An 18,911-nucleotide genomic window follows, 5' to 3' on the forward strand; every position below is an offset into this window, starting at 1 on the left:
ATGGAACTGGCCAGCCTGATCGGACGCCTCAACCCGGACAACCGTCGCGCCCTCGAACGCGCCGCGCAGCGCTGCTTGCAGCGCGGGCATCACTTTGTCGAAATCGAACACCTGTTGCTGGAACTGCTCGATATCGAGGGTGGCGACTTGGCTTTTCTGCTACCGCGTTTCGGCCTCGAACGTGATGCGCTGACGGCCGAGATCAACAAGGCGCTGGACCTGTTCAAGGCAGGCAGTACGCGCACACCGGCACTGTCGTCGCACACCCTCGGCTTGCTCGAAGATGCGGTGGTGCAGGCCAGTGTGCTGGGACTCGACAGCATTCGTTCCGGCTTGCTGTTGTTGGCGTTGGTTGATCGCGATGAGCGCCGCAGTCTGCTGCTCAACAGTGCCTCGTCGTTGCTGCGGATTCCCAAAGAAGCGCTGCGCGCGAATCTGCTGGAGTGGACGGAAAACTCTCGTGAACATGTCGGTGCGCGTAAGGGTTCATCGGCCAATCCTGCACCGCGCCAGGACTCGCTACTCGATCAATACACTCAGGATCTGACGGCCGACGCTCATGCCGGGCGCATTGATCCGATCGTGGGTCGCGACGGTGAGATTCGCCAGTGCATCGATATCCTGCTGCGGCGCCGACAAAACAACCCGATTCTGGTGGGTGCACCGGGCGTGGGTAAAACCGCCGTGGTCGAAGGCCTGGCCCTGCGTATCGCCGCCGGTGATGTACCGCCATCGTTGCAAGAGGTCAGTCTGCGCGTGCTTGACCTCGGTCTGCTGCAGGCCGGTGCCGGGGTCAAAGGTGAATTCGAACAGCGTTTGAAAGGCGTGATCGACGCGGTGCGCAATGCTGACAAGCCAATCATTCTGTTTATCGACGAAGCCCACACCCTGATCGGTGCTGGCGGCGCCGAGGGCGGCAGCGATGCGGCCAACCTGCTGAAACCGGCGCTGGCGCGGGGCGAACTGCGTACCCTCGCCGCCACGACATGGATGGAATACAAAAAATACTTCGAGAAAGACCCGGCCCTCGCCCGTCGCTTTCAACTGGTGCAGGTCGAAGAGCCGGATGAAATCACAGCAGTGGAAATGCTCCGAGGCGTGGCCGCCAAACTCGAACAGCATCATGGCGTGCAGGTACTCGACGCGGCGATTCATGAAGCGGTGAAACTTTCGCATCGTTACATTTCCGGCCGCCAGTTACCGGACAAAGCCATCAGTGTGCTCGACACGGCATGCGCCCGGGTCGCGCTCGGCCAGCACGACGTGCCGCCGCCGCTGGAGAGCCTGCGTCATCGGCAAAACAGCCTCAAGGATGAAGTCGAGCGCCTGCGTCGCGAACAGGCCACAGGGCTGGATCACCGTGAGCGCATCACCCTGCTGGAAACTGAATCCAGCGTAAATGTGCAGGCCATCCGCGAACTGGAAACCCGCTGGGGCGAGGAACGCGTCGCGGTGCGCGAGCTGCTCGATACCCGTCGTGAGTTGCTGGCCTTGAGCGAGCGCGCCGACAGCGACAAACCCGATGAAGCCACCGACAGTCGCATTGATCATCTCGCGGCTGAATTACTGCGCCTTGAGGCCGGACTGGACGCCATCCGCCAGGACGATCCGCTGGTGCCCGAACAGGTCGACACTAAAACCGTCGCTGCGGTAATCGCCGGCTGGACCGGCATCCCCGTCGGCAAAATGCTCGCCGACGAAGCCCACGCCGTGCGCACCCTCGGCACGCGCATGGGACAACGCGTGATGGGCCAAAGCACCGCGCTCAATACCATCGCCCAACGTTTGCAGGCCTACCGCGCCGGACTCACCGACCCACAAAAACCGGTGGGTGTGTTCCTCCTCGTCGGCCCTACCGGTGTCGGCAAAACCGAAACCGCTTATGCATTGGCCGATGCGTTGTATGGCGGCGAACGCAACCTGATCAGCATCAATCTTTCGGAATATCAGGAAGCTCACACCGTCAGCCAGCTCAAGGGCGCCCCACCCGGCTATGTCGGTTATGGCAGCGGCGGCGTGCTGACCGAGGCGGTGCGGCGCAAACCGTATTCGGTGGTGTTGCTGGATGAGATCGAAAAGGCGCATCCGGATGTGCTGGAGGCGTTTTACAACGTGTTCGATAAAGGCTTGATGGAGGACGGCACCGGGTTGGTGGTGGACTTCAAGAACACCGTGATGTTGGCCACCAGCAACGTCGGCGCTGAGCTGCTGCTCGACACACCCGTCGCGCAACTCGGTTCTGACGCCTTCAACGAAGCCCTGCATAAAGTCCTCCTGCAAGCCTTCCGCCCGGCATTTCTGGCGCGCATGACCGTGGTTGCGTATCGGCCGCTGGATGAGGCGACGCTGGAGGGGATTGTGTTGGCCAAGCTTGAGAAGTTGCGTGGCCGCTACAAGGCAGCGACCGGCAAACAATTCGAGTTTGATTCGGGAATTGTCAAAGCGGTGCTCGCCAAGTGCAGCGCGGCCGGTGCGCGGGATGTCGAGAATGTGTTGATGACGCAAGTGACGGGGAAGTTGGCGGAGTGGGTGTTGGAATAGCTTGACGTGATAGGGAGACACCAATCTCAGTAGTTGCGTGCTAACAGCGGTTCATTCTCAGCGATGCTCCCGTCCAGACGGGCCTTTCAACCATCCAGCGGCAGATAAAAAATGTCCAAATACCTATCGCAAGTCCTCCTGTCTTTCCTTTCAGGACACGGTGACGACACCATCAATAACGGGACGAACTCCATAATCGCCAAAGGAAATACAACCGGGGTCACATCGCACTCGTTCATTGCCAATACAACATCCCCTCAAACCGTCGCACAGACAGCGTCCGGAACGATGGGGCCATGGCGTCTCTACGTGCGTGGACATGGCAGTCATTCCAAGCAAACGCTGGGATCATTCTCCGTTGATCAGGTTGCCTGGTATCTCAGTGAGTGTGGGCTCGGCACCAACTTGCCAGACGTCATTTCGGTGACTTCGTGCAAATTGGCACTCGGCACAGATCAATCCACCACCGAAAAAGTTTTTCAGCCCTCTTATGACAGCTTCGTCGGCAGGCTACATAAGCTGCTTGGAAACAAGTACAACCTGTACACCACCATGCACGGCAGAACAATGAACAATAGTGTCGTTAAAAATGCAGGCGCCCATACAGGTCGAAAAACAACCCGCACGCCAGGGGGCAAACATCTTCATCAACAGTCATTCGCAAAAGTTACTTACTACTGGGATAGCAGCAAAAACCAGCAGGTGAAATTTTCCTATAACGAAATGGAGATTGACGCCGAAGTCAGCGAAGCAATGGATATTGACTGGACTCCCGACATGATGGACATCGGGTAAGCGCTGACAACGTCTACCCATAAATAAATAAACAAGCAGTCCCTCCCATCCCCAACCGAGAAGCGGTGCATCATGTGCAACTTCAAAAAGATAATTACGATCGAAAGCATTATTGATGAGTTTCGGCTAACCATCGACCCCCATCAAAGCAAACCGCTGGAGTACACCATTTACTCTGCACCTGCTCGTTTCGATGATTCCACTCCGCTGAATTTCGCTGAGAACCAAACCTGTTTCTATCGGGCGATGACCGCCGAAGAGTTCGAGGCGTTCCGGTTCGGCACCGTGTTATCCGCCGCTGGCCATCAGGGATTCGCATCATTCCGCAACTACAGCAAAGCCTACCTCAACAAAATGTTCGGGCGTAGTAACTATGCGGTACTCGTCGAAGTTTATGCTCCCCAATGGATCAATGAGCTTCACACTCACGGGTGGTCAACCGGAAAGGCGGAAAGCGGCGACATGTCTTGGGGTATTGGCCAGACTCAATCCAATGGTTGGACCAACAAGGGAACAATCAAGGCTTCCAACAAAAACCTCGCACGCTCCCCTCTAAGCATATTTCAGACCACTCGTCGTACATTCAAAGTCGTCAATCTCATCATCAAAGCCAAAACCAAGAAAAATGAAGCCCTTAACGCGCCTTCCGACGCACCATGGTTCGGGATATTCAGCACGATAGACACTGACCTGATTTCACCCAAGGACATCGAGTTACTCAAGAAAAGCAACGGTTTTTCATCAGATCTTCCGCGACTACCAATCAGTGAATCTCGTGATGAAAATGGAATACCCACAGATGGCAACTGTTTGTTCCATACGCTCTCAAGATGTCTTCAGCAAAGGGGGATGCATGGAATATCACACGAGGACCTCAGAAACTACGTTTGCTTGTACATGGATAACAACCCGGCCTTCTGTGAAACCTGGGGCATCACGGTGGCGTACATTACAAACATGCGACTATCCGGAACTTGGGGTGGAGGTATAGAAATAGCGATCATTGCGCAAATATATAATGTAAAAATCAACGTCATGATCCCCAATCAGGGATTTACTTCAATGATTGCGTTCAATGCAACGACTGAAACAGCGCCCATTCAAATTGAATACAGAAACGGCAATCACTACACCACGCCGTGAGTGCTGCCAGCGGAAAAAATCGTCACCGTCCTCCATGAACTGAAAGCTCACCAAAGGCCAATTCATGCCTCGCGCCACCGACAGCAGCACTACGATTTCACTCACCGCCACTTCGCTGTCGGCGCTGTTCCCTGAGTCGTTTTCAGGCGACGAAGCCCTGAACATATTGGGCTCACAAACCCTCAACGGTCTCAACGACGGCACTTCTCTTACGCTGACCAGCGCTATCGCTACCCACGTCACCACCACTCTGCACAACGATGCGCAGATGCGCGAGTTCGACGCACTGGTAGCCGAGATCCGCCAACTGCCCGCCGATGCCACAGCCGAGCGCTATAAGATCCTGCTCAGACCGTGGCTGTGGTGGCTGACCCTCGCGAGCAACAACCGCGTGTTTCAGAACCTCGCCACGTCGGACATCGTCACGACGATTTTCAAGGCCCATGGCTTCACCGATTTCAAACTCTCGCTGACCGGCAGCTACACGCCCCGTGAATACTGCGTGCAGTACGGCGAAAGCGATTTCGCTTTTGTTTCGCGGCTACTGGAAGAGGAAGGCATCTTCTGGTTCTTCACCCATGACGAAGGCAAGCACACGCTGGTGCTCGGCGACAGCAACGATGCCTTCGTGCAAATCCCCAACGGGCCGAAGGTCAAGTATTTTGGGCAAGGTCTGGGGGAGCGTGAGTTGCACGGCATTCGCTCCGGGCAGGTGTGCCTGCAAGCTGTGTCCGGGGTGTACCGGGCGACGGATTACGAATTCACCACGCCAACCACTTCGCTCTACGGCCAGGCCGAAGCCGTGGCCGGGCCGCTTTCGATCTACGAGCACCCGGGCGGCTACAACGCCAAGGCGCGCGGTGATGCGCTGACCAAGCAACGGGTTGACGGCTTGCGCAGCGAGGAGAAACGTTTTGTCGGCGAAAGCGACTGCCGTTGGCTGATTCCGGGGCACTGGTTCACCCTCGAAGGGCACGACGATGCCAGTCTGAACGTCGATTGGGTCGTCACGCGGGTCACCCATGACGCCAGCCACGACAGTTATCGCAACCGCTTCGAAGCCATCCCCAAAGCCACGCCGTTTCGTCCGCAACGTGTGACGCCAAAACCGCGCATGCATCCGCAGACTGCAATCGTCGTCGGTAAATCCGGTGAGGAAATCTGGACCGACGAATACGGCCGGATCAAGTTGCAGTTCCCCTGGGATCGCGACGGCAAGAATGACGAAACCAGTTCCTGCTGGGTCCGCGTGGTGTTGCCGTGGAGTGGCAAGGGTTTTGGCATGCAGTTCATTCCGCGCATCGGTCAGGAAGTCATCGTCACGTTTATCGACGGTGATCCGGACCGGCCACTGGTCACCGGTTGCGTTTATAACGGCGACAACGCCCTGCCCTATGCCCTCCCGGCCAATCAGACGCAATCGGGAATCAAAACCCAGTCATCCAAGGGTGGCGGCGGTTTCAACGAGCTGCGCTTCGAAGACAAAAAGGACGCTGAAGAAGTGTTCTTGCAGGCGCAGAAGGATTTCAACATTAACGTCCTCAATGACACCACTGCCACCGTCGGCCACGACGAAACCCTCACCGTGCAGAACGCGCGCACCCGCACAGTGAAGGACGGCGACGAGACGGTGACGCTGGAAAAAGGCAAACGCAGCGTCACGATTCAGACCGGCAGCGACAGCCTCGATGTAAAGGACAGCCGCACGGTGAAGGTCGGCGCTGATCAGAACCACAGCACCGGCGGCAACTACACCGACAAGGTCAGCGGTGATTACAGCCTGACCGTGGATGGCAACCTGACGATTAAAGTCAGCGGCACCCTGACCCTGCAAAGTGGCGGCAGCTTCACGATCAAGAGCGGCGCCGATCTGGCAACCTCGGCCAGCACCTCGATCACGCACAAGGCCGGCACTGCCTTGACCAATCAGGCCGGTACTTCACTGGACAACAAGGCCGGGACGACGTTGACCAACGACGCCGGGATCAGTCTGACCAACAAGGGCGCAGCCTCACAGACCGTGGACGGCGGTGGCATGCTGACCATCAAGGGCGGTCTGGTGCAGGTCAACTGACAAGGAGAAACCATGGCGATCACACCGCTGGATCTGCAGCAGGATGACAAGCAGCTCAAGGGGCGCCTGCAGGACGGTCAGCTTGATGGCCCGCTGAACATCAAGGATGACGGGCGCAAACAGGCGGATCTGAATTACAACCAGGGTGAATTGCACGGCACCTCACTGCTGTATCACACCAACGGTAAGGTCTCTGCACAGATGCCGTTTGTACGCGGCAAGTTGCAGGGCGTTGCCAGTTTTTATGCGCCCGAGGGTTTTCTGCAACGTAAAGCGACGTATCGCCGCGGCTTGTTGCATGGCGAGGCGTTCAATTACTTTGCCGACGGACAAGTGGCGGAGGCTGAGTTTTATCGCGATGGTGTGCGTGAGGGGCGCTATCAGCGCTTTCACCCCAATGGCAAACCGGCGGTGGAGGCGCGCTATGTGAATGGCCAGTTGCTGGAGCCGGAACAAGGATTTGCCGAGGACGGGCGGCCTTTGGGTGCGGATGGCAAGCCGATTTCGCGGGTGCGCTGGTGGTATCGGCAGTGGGCGGATCCGCAGCAGACCTGAAAACCCGGAAGAGCCCCTCACCCTAGCCCTCTCCCAGAGGGAGAGGGAACTGATCGGGGGAGATTGGCGAGTTACGCCGACGTGAAAGACTTGCTGTGAATCCATAACCGACCCGCTCCGCAGATAGGTCGAGGCACAGCACTAATAATCGGCTCGGTTATTCAGGTCGATGTACAGCGCGAGACACCTCGGTCGGCTCCCTCTCCCTCCGGGAGAGGGCTGGGGTGAGGGGCGGCGGTATTCGGACAAACGCAAAATCTCAGGGAATGAGCATCTGCATCTGCCCCGGCACCACAATCTTGATCACCCCCGCCCAGTTGCACATCAACGTTGAGTTGGCATCGATCGCCGGCATCCCGCCCAGCAACAACGTCGGCGCCCCGCCGGGAATCCACGGTGTGGCCGTCGCCGGAATACACGGCATCGGCGTCAACACCCCCAACGCAGCCGCAGTTGCAGCGGCGACCATCGGATTGGCCATGCTCATGCACACCCCGAACGGCAGGATATTCACCAGCGGGATGTGATCCATGATGTTCGCCGCCGGCATCCCGCCGGTCAGCGTGCGATTCACCGGCAACACGTTGAGCATCGACGGCGCGGCGCCGAAGCTGCATTGCAAAGTGGCCGTGGCACAGACTTGCGGACAGCCCATTTCAAAGCTCCTTTTTGCCCATGGCATACCCGCTAAACCTTAGTCTGCTGCGGCCCGTCGCGCACATTCTCAAAGGTGATTATCCGGCAACACGCTAACCTATAAGACCGACCTGCGCTTGTGACTGCCCGAGCGCACCATTAGATTAGCCAATGATGTCTGGCCTCCAAAATAAGCAGAAGGGATAAGCATGGCGCTTACTGACCAGTCCACCCGTATCCGCTCTGGCGAAGAACTCGATGCCAGCCTGATTGATCCGTACCTTAAGGCGCACATTCCGGGCCTGAGCGGCTTGCCTGCGATCAGCCAGTTCCCCGGCGGTGCCTCGAACCTGACCTACCTGCTGGAATACCCGGAACAGGAATTCGTCCTGCGCCGCCCGCCGTTTGGCCACAAAGCCAAGTCTGCCCACGACATGGGCCGCGAATTCCGTATCCTCAATCAATTGCGCGACGGTTTTCCGTATTGCCCGAAAGCCTACCTGCACTGCACCGACGAATCGGTGATCGGCGCCGAGTTCTACGTGATGGAACGGGTCAACGGCATCATCCTGCGCTCGGAGCTGCCGCCGGAACTGGGCCTCGACTCAGCGAAAACCGAAGCCTTGTGCAAAAGCTTCATCGACCGCTTCGTCGAACTGCACCGGGTCGACTACAACGCCTGTGGCCTCGGCGATCTAGGCAAGCCGGAAGGCTACGTTGCCCGCCAGATCAAAGGCTGGAGCGAACGCTACGAAAAGGCCCTGACGCCTGACGCGCCACACTGGGAAAAGGTCAAAGCCTGGCTCAACGACAAGATGCCGGCTGACCACCCAACCTCAAGCATCGTCCACAACGACTATCGCTTCGACAACGTCATTCTCGACCCGCAAAATCCGATGCAGATCATCGGCGTGCTGGATTGGGAACTGACTACCCTCGGCGACCCGCTGATGGACCTGGGCAACACCCTCGCCTATTGGATTCAGGCGGACGACCCGGCGCCGGTGCAACTGATGCGCCGTCAGCCGAGCCACGCACCGGGCATGCTCACCCGCCGCGAGTTCGTCGATTACTACGCCGAACGTTCGGGCATCCAGATCGACAATTTCGACTTCTACTACACCTACGGCCTGTTTCGCCTGGCCGGCATCGTGCAGCAGATCTACTACCGCTTCTACCACGGCCAGACACAGGACAAACGCTTCGCGCAGTTCATTCACATGAACAAACTGCTGGAGCAGATGAGCTTGCAGGTCATTGCGAAATCGAGCCTCTGACGGCCCACACCCAGGAACCCTTATGTCCAAGACTCAGTTGTTCGACCTCGACGGCAAGATCGCTTTCGTCTCCGGCGCCAGCCGCGGCATCGGTGAAGCCATCGCCAAACTGCTCGCCCAGCAAGGCGCCCACGTGATTGTCTCGAGCCGCAAACTCGACGGCTGCCAACACGTGGCCGATGCGATCATCGCTGCTGGCGGCAAAGCCACCGCAGTGGCCTGTCACATCGGTGAAATGGAGCAGATTGCCCAAGTGTTTGCCGGGATCAAGGAACAGTTCGGCCGCCTCGATATTCTGGTCAACAATGCCGCGACCAACCCGCAGTTCTGCAACGTGCTGGACACTGACTTGGGCGCGTTCCAGAAGACTGTCGATGTGAACATTCGTGGCTACTTCTTCATGTCCGTCGAAGCCGGCAAACTGATGCGCGAAAACGGTGGCGGCAGCATCATCAACGTCGCGTCGATCAACGGCATTTCACCGGGGATCTTCCAGGGCATCTACTCGGTGACCAAGGCGGCGGTGATCAACATGACCAAAGTCTTTGCCAAGGAATGCGCGCAGTTCGGCATCCGCTGCAACGCCCTGCTGCCGGGCCTGACCGACACCAAGTTCGCCTCGGCACTGGTGAAAAACGATGCGATCCTCAAGCAGGCACTGACGCAGATCCCGCTCAAGCGCGTGGCGGATCCGAGTGAAATGGCCGGTGCGGTGTTGTACCTGGCCAGCGATGCGTCGAGCTACACCACCGGCGTTGCGCTGAATGTGGACGGTGGTTTCCTGTCCTGATCCCGGGTAAATGATTAACCCCCTGTAGGAGTGAGCCTGCTCGCGATAGCGGTGTGTCAGATACATAAATGTTGACTGACACACCGCTATCGCGAGCAGGCTCACTCCTGCAAGGGTTGTGCATCAGGCAATGACTTTCGGCAATTGCCAGCCGTAATGCACCGACAGCAAACGCAGAGCCAGACACATCGCCCCCGCCAGCAACGCCGCCGCTACCGGTGCAACGCCCAGCCTGCGCGCAACGGCAAACAGCGCCAACCCCACCGGAGGGCGACGATAAACGCAATCACCATCACCCCAAACAAGTCGAGCTGACTGTGCATCGCCGCAATGGCGCCTTCCACGGCAACCACCGCCGCACCGTCCAGGACGGCGACCAGCACAACCCGCTCAACCCGAGACTTGCGCCCCGCCGGCGCTACTGCGTGACACAACGGGTAGTGGTGATGTGTCGAGTAACCTGCCCGTCGGCGTACACGTCACCGGCGACTTCAGTATTTTCGAGCACCTGGCAAGTACGTTCCGGTGGCGGAGGTGGCGCAACCGGTGGAGGGGGTGGAGGACTGGCACAACCCGCCAGCAAAACGGCAAAAAAAGCCAACGGCAACACGCGTTTCCCAAGATTGTTCATAGGACGACCCGCGATGAATGGAAGAGCAACTTCCGCGACCCAACCGACCACGGAAGACCTGGCCACTCATTCTTTATAGCCGAGCGCCCTGCAAGCGCCAGTGAATTGGCCCGATTGGGTGGTAATGGCTGTCGATTTTGCGTCGAGGTTTGAGCGAGTTAGCAGAGTGAAACGCACATTGCCAGACAAGGCCTCTTCGCGAGCAAGCTCGCTCCCACAATGGAATTGAGTGCATCCAGCAAAAGATTAGTCGGCCATAAGACCGCCTTCGCGAGCAGGCTCACTCCCACAGAAAAGCAAAAGCAAAACAACGCAAACCAACCATCGCATCCGCTTTTCACCACTCAACAGGATGAGCGTTAGCTCGGCTGCGGCTTTTGATCTTGACCTGGGAGCCCGTCGGCAGGCTGAGTGGAGGGATTGATCCGGGGGTGGGAGCGCAGCGACCGTTCGACGAAGTCGAACACATCAAGAGGAGGTGCAGCGAAGCAAACCGTAGACGATGCCACCGGATCGATCCCGGAGCGAAGGAACCCCGAGCCCCAGCGAGCGGGCCGAACGTCAGGGCGCAGACCTTTGGTTCCTTTGGGGCGTTTGCCAAAGGGACTCGCCGTAAGGGCGAAACCGCCAGCGGCAACACCCGCAGCAACGGATCTACCCCCACCCCCCAACAGCATGGTCGGCCCAAAGGCCGCCAAGAACCAAAGGGCGGCGCTAAGCCAAATCCGGATCCCGAAACGAACGCAAAGAATTGCTCTCAAGCTCATACCGCAATTCTTCAATCAAAGCATCAACCGACTCAGGCGTCCGCAGCGCATTAAGTTTCAGCCCACTGATCACCAGATCCACCTGCCCCGACACCGGGTGATAAAGCTTCACCGTCAGCGAATGATCGCCGTCCACCAGACACTCACACGCCAGCGGCGAAAAACTGCGTTCAAGCTGCGTGCGCAACTGCGCAAGATTCATCATCAGACTGTTCCTATAACGACTGCGAAGGGCCGCGATCCCGAGCCAAAAAACCTCGTATCGCACCCCACCAGACTAAGAACAGACCTCACCCGCCAACACCTCAATTTGCACCAGTCCAACTAGTGCATTTGCACCCTATCGTTGACCCTTGGCGCTCGATTCGCCGGCAAACAGCCCACGCTCCCGCGCCCAGACAATCGCCTCACTGCGGCTGTGCACATCAAGCTTGGAATACACCGTCGCCACATGATTTCGCACCGTATTCGGAGCGAGTTTCAGCCGCGCCGCGATCTCCTTGTCCGCCAGCCCTTCACAGATCAACCCCAGCACATCACGCTCACGCGCCGTCAGATCAGTGAACGAAACGCTGGGCAGTTGCGGCGAGTTGACCTTCTTCACATTGGCCAGTTTCTCGATCAACGTGCGGCTGAACCAGGAAGCGTCCTTCATCACCTCCTCAATCGCCGCCACCAACTCAAGCTCGGTGCGCTTGCGCTCGGTGATGTCCATCAGCACCAGCAAATAACACGGCGTGTCCTGAATATTCACGGTATCGGCGGATAGCGCACATTCGAGCAGGTCCGCATCCTTCTTGCGCACCCGCACATCGACCCGATCCACCCGACCGTTTTTCGCCAGCGCCGCCAGCAACTGCGTGCGTGCACCACTGTCATCGATGAAATCCAACTGCGTCACGGTTTTACCGAGCACGTCCTCGCTGTCGAAGGCCAAGGCCTCAAGGAACGCCTGATTGACGTCGATCACCTGCTGCTCGTCGGCACTGCAAATCAGGATCGGCACCGGTGTCAGGCGAAACGCCTTGGCAAAACGTTCCTCACTCTGACGCAACGCCACCTCGGCCTTGTGCCGCATCTCCATGTCGACGAAGGAAAACAACATGCAATCCTCATCGTTGAGCGTCAGCGGCTGCCCGGCGACGATCACTTGCTTGCTGCCGCCGTCAGGCAGGCGCAGTTCAGCCTGCATCTGCGGGATGGTCGCAACGTCGCGCAGGCGCTGAATCGCCAGATCCCGGTGTTCGGCCTGCTCGAAAATGTCGATTTCATAAGAGGAAGTGCCAATCACCTGTTCACGGGTGTACCCGGTCATTTCCAGAAACCCCGGATTGACCTTGATGTAACGCAAATCACTGAGCCGACAGATCACCGCCGGCGCCGGGTTGGCGTTGAACGTCCTTTCGAAGCGCTGCTCGGCGTTGGCCCAATCGGTGACGTCGCTCATGATCAGCACCAGCGACTCGGGCTGCCCTTCGCGGTCCGTGAGAATCATGCTGCGCACGCTGTGCACCCAGATACGTTCCGGGTCGTCGGTCGGCGACACCTCAATCAGCACGTCATTGAAACTCTCACAGCGCGCCACCCGGCTGATCGGGTAGTTTTCGGCGGTGATCGAATGATTATTGCGATAGCGCAGGTTGAACTTCTTGGCGTATTCGTCGGCATTGTGACCCAGATCGGTGATCCGCTTGACACCGTGCATGGCCAGCGCGGCTTCGTTGGCCCAAAGAATGCTCTGATCCAGCTCCAGCAAAATCACCCCGTCGGACAGCCCGGCGATGATCTGCTGCAACTGGCGGCGGTTGGTTTCGGTGGTCAGGACTTCCTGGCTCATTGGATCTCCACAAGTGATACGCCCATGTGAAGAGTACGACCGCGGCGGCCTCTGATCGTGCCGAGCATAAATGTTCGCAACGGCACAAATCCGTTTGTTGAAGTGAGCCTGCAAACGATAGCGGTGTGTCATTTGACTTTATATTGACTGTCACACCGCTATCACGAGCAGGCTCACTCCTACTGGGGATGACGGTGCATTCGCGACTTCCTGCTTTGTCGACTAACGTTAATACCTCATCGGATTGAGCCCCTGCCCGCAACACCGGGCTCTTGATCAAGGAGAGACTGATGACGTCGCGTCGCACCATCGAACAGACCTACCGCACCTGGTCCAACCCGATTCTGCTGGAGTTGAAAAAACGTGAGCACCAAATGGCGCCAGTCGAGCGTCAGGCCCTGGAGAATGTCTTGGTGGAAAGAAGGCTGCTGGACATCGGCGGCCCGGAGGGTATTGAACGTCGACGAAACAGCGGTGCCTGACACTGCGCTTTCGCGAGCAGGCTCGCTCCCAGAGGTTTCTGGGTAACTCACAAAGCTTGTGTTCACCCGCAATCACTGTGGGAGCGAGCCTGCTCGCGAAGGGGCCAGCAAAGATGCCTTGATCATTGAGGCCGACGCACCGCTCTCACCCGTCCACTGTCGCCGCCACCGCAATAAAAGCGATCCGCGCTGCCAGCGCCACCTCGGCCTCGGCCTCGGCGACCACACAACGCGCCCGTGACAGCGGCTCATTGCTGCCGAACGCCTTTATCGCCCTTTGCAACAACGCCTTGGCGCGGGACAGATCACCGAGCTGAGCCATGGCAATTGCGCGCAGCGCGCAGCGCCAGCGCCGGCGGGTCCTCACGCAGAGCGACGTAGTTCACCGCGCCTAGCGGGTCACCAGCAGACAGCGCGCGGCCGGCGGCGTTGATCAGCGAATCCATGGCTCGTCCGTCCCTCGATGGCTGAATCGTGAGCTGAGTCTGATCGCTGATTATGGCGCGTTTGGGAGCTTGATCGGCTGTTTCAGTTGTTGCAACATCGGCACAGCTTTTCCAATGGATGGAGTCGAGCATGCTGGATGCAAACGCTAGCCACATTACCTTCACTGTCGAAGGCGCCAACGCCGACCTGCAAGTCCTCAGCTTCACCGGTCGCGAAGCCCTCAACCAACCGTTCCGTTTCGACCTCGAACTCGTCAGCGCCCGCCCCGACCTCAAACTCGAAGAGTTGCTGCACAAACCCGGCATCCTGACTTTCGGCGCCACCGGCGAAGGCAAGATCCACGGTTTGGTCTATCGCATCGAGCAAGGCGACTCAGGCAAGACCCTGACCCGTTACAGCCTCAGCCTGGTGCCACAACTGGCCTACCTGCGGCACAACCACGATCAGCAGATCTTCCAGCAACTGACCGTGCCGAAGATCATCGCTCAGGTGCTGGAAGATCGCGGCATCCTCGCCGACGCCTACAGTTTCCAGCTCGGCACCGAATACCCGCAGCGCGAATACTGCGTGCAGTACGACGAATCCGACCTGCACTTCATCCAGCGTTTGTGCGAAGAGGAAGGCATTCACTTCCACTTCCAGCACAGCAGCAGCGGCCACAAACTGGTGTTCGGCGACGACCAGACCGTGTTCCGCAAGCTGAAACCGGTGAGCTACCAGCAAGACTCCGGCATGGCCGCCGACAAACCGGTGATCAAGCGTTTCAACCTGCGTCTGGAAACCCGCACCACCCGCGTCAGCCGCCGCGACTACGACTTCGAAAAACCAAAGATCCTCCCCGAAGGCGCGGTCAAAACCGAGTTCGCCCCGGACCTCGAGGACTACGACTACCCCGGCCGCTTCACTACTCGAGAGCGCGGCAAGTTCCTCTCCACCCGCGCCCTCGAACGCCATCGCAGCGACTACAAACTCGCCGAAGGCAAAGGTGACGAACCAACCCTCACCAGCGGCCATTTCCTCACCCTCGCCGAACACCCGCGCGCCGAGTGGAACGATCTGTGGCTGCTGCTGGAGGTCTTCCACGAAGGCAAACAACCGCAAGTACTCGGCGAAAACGTCACCAGCGACGTCACCGACCACAAAAGCGATTTCCACCAGGGCTACCGCAACAGCTTCCTCGCCACCCCATGGGACGCGAACTACCGCCCTGCCCTCGAACACCCGAAACCAAAAGTCCTCGGCAGCCAGACCGCCGTCGTCACCGGCCCCGCAGGCGAAGAAATCCACTGCGACCAGTACGGCCGCATCAAAGTGCAATTCCACTGGGACCGCGACGGTCAGTCCAACGACAAAACCACCTGCTGGATGCGCGTCGCCAGCGGCTGGGCCGGCGCGGCGTACGGCGGCATCGCCATCCCGCGCATCGGCATGGAAGTCCTCGTCACCTTCCTCGAAGGCGATCCCGACCAGCCACTGGTCACCGGTTGCCTGTACCACAAGGAAACCGTCGTCCCCTACGACCTGCCGGCAAACAAAACCCGCAGCACCTTCAAAACCCTGAGTTCACCGGGCGGCAAGGGCTACAACGAATTCCGCATCGAGGACAAGAAAGGCGCCGAGCAGATCTACATCCATGCCCAGCGCGACTGGGACGAAAACATCGAGCACGACCAGAAGATTCGGGTGGGCAACGAACGGCACGACACTGTCGAAGCCAACACGCTGAGCGAGTTCAAGGTTGAAGAGCATCGGATTACGCATCTGGATCGCATCAGCGAGATGCGTGCGGATGATCACCTGACCGTGGGTGTGACGCAGCATCTGAAGGTGGGGACTGCGCAGTTTGTCGAGGCCGGGTCAGAAATCCATTACTACGCCGGCCAGAAGGTTGTGGTCGAAGGCGCAATGGAACTCACGGCCAAGGCTGGTGGGAGTTTCGTCAAGGTTGATGCGGGTGGCGTGACCATCAGCGGGTCTGAGGTGAAGGTGAATACCGGCGGCGCGCCTGGCGTGGGGACCGGGATCGCCATTCTTGCTCCGCTGATTCCCGGACTGGCGGCGACTGACACGGCCGGCAACTTGATGGAACGGGCCAAAACCAATCCCACCTGGCTTGAACTGAACCTGCACTACGACAATCTCGAACCCGTACCCGGCGCGTCTTATCGCGTTGAATTCGCCGATGGTTCGACTCGCGAAGGTGTGCTCGACAGCGACGGATTCGCCCGGCTGGAAGACGTGCCAAAAGGCCCCGCGAAAGTCTATTACGGTGAAGACCCTCGTCCCTATGATCGTCCGGCAGTGGCCGTGGTTGACGCTTCTGACGATAAAATCGACGAAGATCTGCGAAAACTGGGTCTTGACCCCGCCACCGTTGATCTACAGGCATTGGTCGAAAAAGCCGCAGGGAGGCTGGCATGAGCGAACAAACAAGCAGCAACGACGACCGCACCGGGGCTTATCAGGAAGCGGCTATCGAACTGGGCAAAGGCATTGCGATGGGTGCGGTGCCATTTCTGGGCCAGGCCATTGACGTGTACGACACCATTGAATCCGCCGTTCTGCTGTACAAATCGGACACGCCCGGAGCCAAGGAAGATGCCCAGTTCGACTTGCTCCTGGCAGTGATCGGCTGGATACCCGGCGCGGGTGACGGCTTGAAAAAAAGCATGCGTATCGTCAACCGCAACCCTCAACGATTCGCCCCGGTTTTGTTCGATCTGCTGCGGTTCGTTCTGCAGGAATGCGGCATCAAGACCAGTCCGGAAGAACTCCTGTCACGTATTTTCAACGCCGGCAAACTGCGTGCGGAAATGGACGACATCATTTCCGCGATCAGAAGTTCCTCTGTTTACAAGGGCTCGCCGGGTTGGGTTCAAACCGCCGTGGTGACCGTCCTCGCTACCGCCCGAGACAACATGCCGGCGATGCTTGGCATTGTCGAAAAACGCCTGATCAAATGGAAAGGCATGCAGCGCAACAGCTCCGCCGCCTCGTCCGGCACCAGTCACCCACGGCGCGCGGAAAAACCCGCCAACCGCGATTCCTCCGTCGGCACTCAAGGCAAGGACGGCGCCAGCGGCACCCACTCCAACCGTGTCGAATCCTCCAAGGTCGGCGTTCATGCGCCTTCGAGCATTTTGAATGAAGGCTTGGGCGTCAGCGGCGAACATATCGCCGATTACATCTGCGCAGTCGAATTCGGTTGGGGCAAAGATTGGGATGGACATGACAAGGGGGCGGATGGCAAATGGCTGGAGGGGCTGCCGGGTGCCACGAAAACCGGAAAACTTTCTTCGGGAGGCAGCCCTAAAGCCAGGCATGTCCTTTACAAACTGTCTGACGGCGCCAATGGAACCGGTATCGACGCGGTCTGGCGCGCGAAGCCAGCGAACAATGGCGGCGAAAAATTCGCGATTGTCGAAGCGAAGGCGAGCCGCGAAGAAGATGCACCAAAATTCATGCGTAGAGCCAATAACACTCGAAAACCCGGCATCGCCTCCAAACTGGGAGAATCGGGCATATCGGGCGTAACGCGCATCGCCGACGCAAGCCAACTGCTTGAACCGATCGAAGATACCCCTGAGGCCGGTGCCAGCAAGCCCTCAACGTCGATGAGAACCGGAAAAAACAAACCGCAGGCATCCAGCCGCTCACCGGCCCCCTCTGCCAAGATCAAAGAAATACTGGTTCAAATGAGCAGTCAGTGGATCACCCAAAACCTGAACAAGGCTGTGGCTGGTCGCGCACTTGCCGCACAGGTCCTGGCCTCTTACAGTCGCCATCTGTTTTATTCCCCGCTTTATCATTCCAGCGCTAGCCCGAAAGACCATGCCGAAGCGCGGTTTCAGAATCTTGCAGAAAGCACCCATCGCACACACAAGGCGTTTCATTACAACGAAACCGAGGTGAAAGCGGCTGTAAACAAGCGCAAAAAATCCTTGGCAAAAAAATATGGCGCGAGGGACTCCCTCAAGCTTGAGGCATGACATCAATGAGCAAACGCCAGAAATTCTTCTCTGATCATCAGTACAACCACTTCCTGAAAGAACATGACGAAGTCATCGAGTTCTTCAAGACCAATCGTTTCAAATCCGACTCCGATGAAGAGGAAGCATCCCAGCGTGCCCGATACTTCCAAAGTCTGGCTTTGGACAAATTGTTGGCAACTTACACCGCAGGAATGGACGTTGAGTCTCTGGTTCCGTTACTTGAGGACCTGATCGAAAAATATGAAGTGCGCCAGCAAACCCTCGCCGACTTCGAAGGAGCGCCACAGATTTCTCCGTTGGCTATCGATGACTGGCCAGATCAGTACGAAGAAGCTGTGCAAGTAATCGGTCTGTGTATTCTGCTGCACCGTAACGACTTGCTCGTACGCTTTGTCAAAATGCTGGACAACGCAGGTTATGCCGGGGACGACACGCTATTCGAAGATCTGTTGAAGAAGGTACTGCCCAACCGTCATGACGTTGACCAGTGGTATCACGACGTATACACCCCGCTAATACAAGCAATCTACGCCGACACGCGCGAAGAGGCGTCCGCCCTGCTGAAAAAGTATTGCCAGGGCTGGTACCCCGCTTTTGAACAAGCACCGTGGCACGACACTCATTTACAAGGAGAAGACGGCAATTACGTTGGCTATTGGGCAATCGAGGCCGCCGCCATCGCGTTTTTGTATGGCATCGACGACAGCAAAGTCGACCATATGGTTTATCCAAAAGATCTGGTCGACTATGCGAGAAATCACCAAAGCCCACGAATGACACAAGTTGGCCGAATCGTTGCCGGCGATGCATGCAGCCGGACCGGCTATTGGTTCACTCCTGCTCAGGCGAACTCACGCCGTCATTTCCAACAGGGTGAACTCATGCCGAAGATCAACGACTCCCGTTGGGGCGATACGCTTTGGTATTGGTCGGGGGAAGCGTGA

Annotated in this window: 15 protein-coding genes and 1 pseudogene; 11 read left to right on the plus strand and 5 right to left on the minus strand. The window is 58.1% G+C overall.

Features of this window, described 5'->3' with window-relative positions; translation table 11 throughout:
* The 5 genes from tssH (at position 1) to CKW38_RS01220 (ending at position 7,108) form a co-directional block, all read left to right on the plus strand.
* Positions 1 to 2,541 carry a type VI secretion system ATPase TssH gene (gene tssH / locus CKW38_RS01200; protein WP_095111561.1) on the plus strand — a complete coding sequence of 847 codons (2,541 nt, stop codon included), beginning with the start codon at positions 1 to 3 and terminating at the stop codon, positions 2,539 to 2,541.
* Between the two features lie 111 nt (positions 2,542 to 2,652).
* Positions 2,653 to 3,336 (plus strand): hypothetical protein, encoded by a 684-nt coding sequence (locus CKW38_RS01205; protein WP_174245056.1) that lies wholly within the window; start codon positions 2,653 to 2,655, stop codon positions 3,334 to 3,336.
* Positions 3,337 to 3,408: 72 nt separating this feature from the next.
* Positions 3,409 to 4,479 carry an OTU domain-containing protein gene (locus CKW38_RS01210; protein WP_007911069.1) on the plus strand — a complete coding sequence of 357 codons (1,071 nt, stop codon included), beginning with the start codon at positions 3,409 to 3,411 and terminating at the stop codon, positions 4,477 to 4,479.
* A 64-nt stretch (positions 4,480 to 4,543) separates the two neighbouring features.
* Complete coding sequence (gene tssI / locus CKW38_RS01215) at positions 4,544 to 6,553, plus strand: type VI secretion system tip protein VgrG (protein ID WP_095111562.1); 2,010 nt, start codon at positions 4,544 to 4,546, stop codon at positions 6,551 to 6,553.
* A gap of 12 nt (positions 6,554 to 6,565) precedes the next feature.
* Positions 6,566 to 7,108 (plus strand): toxin-antitoxin system YwqK family antitoxin, encoded by a 543-nt coding sequence (locus tag CKW38_RS01220; RefSeq protein ID WP_007911071.1) that lies wholly within the window; start codon positions 6,566 to 6,568, stop codon positions 7,106 to 7,108.
* A 259-nt stretch (positions 7,109 to 7,367) separates the two neighbouring features.
* Here the strand turns inward: CKW38_RS01220 and CKW38_RS01225 are convergent, their stop codons facing one another.
* Positions 7,368 to 7,763, minus strand: coding sequence for a DUF4280 domain-containing protein (locus CKW38_RS01225; RefSeq protein ID WP_007911072.1), 396 nt, complete (start codon positions 7,761 to 7,763; stop codon positions 7,368 to 7,370).
* Positions 7,764 to 7,953: 190 nt separating this feature from the next.
* On the opposite strand from CKW38_RS01225, the gene CKW38_RS01230 reads away from it, so the two are divergent.
* Both CKW38_RS01230 and CKW38_RS01235 read left to right on the plus strand, forming a co-directional pair.
* Positions 7,954 to 9,021: a phosphotransferase family protein gene (locus CKW38_RS01230; protein ID WP_095111563.1), complete on the plus strand. Its 1,068-nt coding sequence runs from the start codon at positions 7,954 to 7,956 to the stop codon at positions 9,019 to 9,021.
* A gap of 22 nt (positions 9,022 to 9,043) precedes the next feature.
* Positions 9,044 to 9,811 carry an SDR family oxidoreductase gene (locus CKW38_RS01235; RefSeq protein WP_007911074.1) on the plus strand — a complete coding sequence of 256 codons (768 nt, stop codon included), beginning with the start codon at positions 9,044 to 9,046 and terminating at the stop codon, positions 9,809 to 9,811.
* A gap of 123 nt (positions 9,812 to 9,934) precedes the next feature.
* On the opposite strand, the gene CKW38_RS30300 is transcribed toward CKW38_RS01235, so the two are convergent.
* The 3 genes from CKW38_RS30300 to CKW38_RS01250 all read right to left on the minus strand — a co-directional run bounded on the left by CKW38_RS30300 (position 9,935) and on the right by CKW38_RS01250 (position 13,046).
* Positions 9,935 to 10,075: a hypothetical protein gene (locus CKW38_RS30300; RefSeq protein WP_256588323.1), complete on the minus strand. Its 141-nt coding sequence runs from the start codon at positions 10,073 to 10,075 to the stop codon at positions 9,935 to 9,937.
* 1,081 nt (positions 10,076 to 11,156) lie between these two features.
* Positions 11,157 to 11,414, minus strand: coding sequence for a DUF1652 domain-containing protein (locus tag CKW38_RS01245; RefSeq protein WP_007919628.1), 258 nt, complete (start codon positions 11,412 to 11,414; stop codon positions 11,157 to 11,159).
* Between the two features lie 135 nt (positions 11,415 to 11,549).
* On the minus strand, positions 11,550 to 13,046 hold the full coding sequence (locus CKW38_RS01250; protein ID WP_095111564.1) for a helix-turn-helix transcriptional regulator: 1,497 nt from the start codon (positions 13,044 to 13,046) through the stop codon (positions 11,550 to 11,552).
* A 290-nt stretch (positions 13,047 to 13,336) separates the two neighbouring features.
* On the opposite strand from CKW38_RS01250, the gene CKW38_RS01255 reads away from it, so the two are divergent.
* A complete protein-coding gene (locus tag CKW38_RS01255) occupies positions 13,337 to 13,528 on the plus strand; it encodes a hypothetical protein (protein WP_007919624.1) in 192 nt (63 codons plus the stop codon).
* A gap of 184 nt (positions 13,529 to 13,712) precedes the next feature.
* Here CKW38_RS01255 and CKW38_RS01260 read toward each other — a convergent pair.
* Positions 13,713 to 13,974: pseudogene (locus CKW38_RS01260) on the minus strand (helix-turn-helix domain-containing protein); the annotation flags it as partial.
* A gap of 130 nt (positions 13,975 to 14,104) precedes the next feature.
* Between CKW38_RS01260 and tssI (CKW38_RS01265) the strand changes: the two are divergent.
* The 3 genes from tssI (CKW38_RS01265) to CKW38_RS01275 are packed head-to-tail and all read left to right on the plus strand — an operon-like array spanning position 14,105 to position 18,911.
* Positions 14,105 to 16,396 carry a type VI secretion system tip protein VgrG gene (tssI, locus tag CKW38_RS01265; protein WP_095111565.1) on the plus strand — a complete coding sequence of 764 codons (2,292 nt, stop codon included), beginning with the start codon at positions 14,105 to 14,107 and terminating at the stop codon, positions 16,394 to 16,396.
* Positions 16,393 to 17,964, plus strand: a complete 1,572-nt coding sequence (locus CKW38_RS01270; RefSeq protein WP_095111566.1) for a hypothetical protein — start codon at positions 16,393 to 16,395, stop codon at positions 17,962 to 17,964. Before tssI (CKW38_RS01265) ends, CKW38_RS01270 begins: the two co-directional genes overlap by 4 nt.
* Before the next feature lie 5 nt (positions 17,965 to 17,969).
* On the plus strand, positions 17,970 to 18,911 hold the full coding sequence (locus CKW38_RS01275; RefSeq protein ID WP_176472263.1) for a PoNe immunity protein domain-containing protein: 942 nt from the start codon (positions 17,970 to 17,972) through the stop codon (positions 18,909 to 18,911).

Source organism: Pseudomonas sp. Irchel 3H7 (assembly GCF_900187605.1).
In the GTDB taxonomy this organism is placed as follows: Bacteria; Pseudomonadota; Gammaproteobacteria; order Pseudomonadales; family Pseudomonadaceae; genus Aquipseudomonas.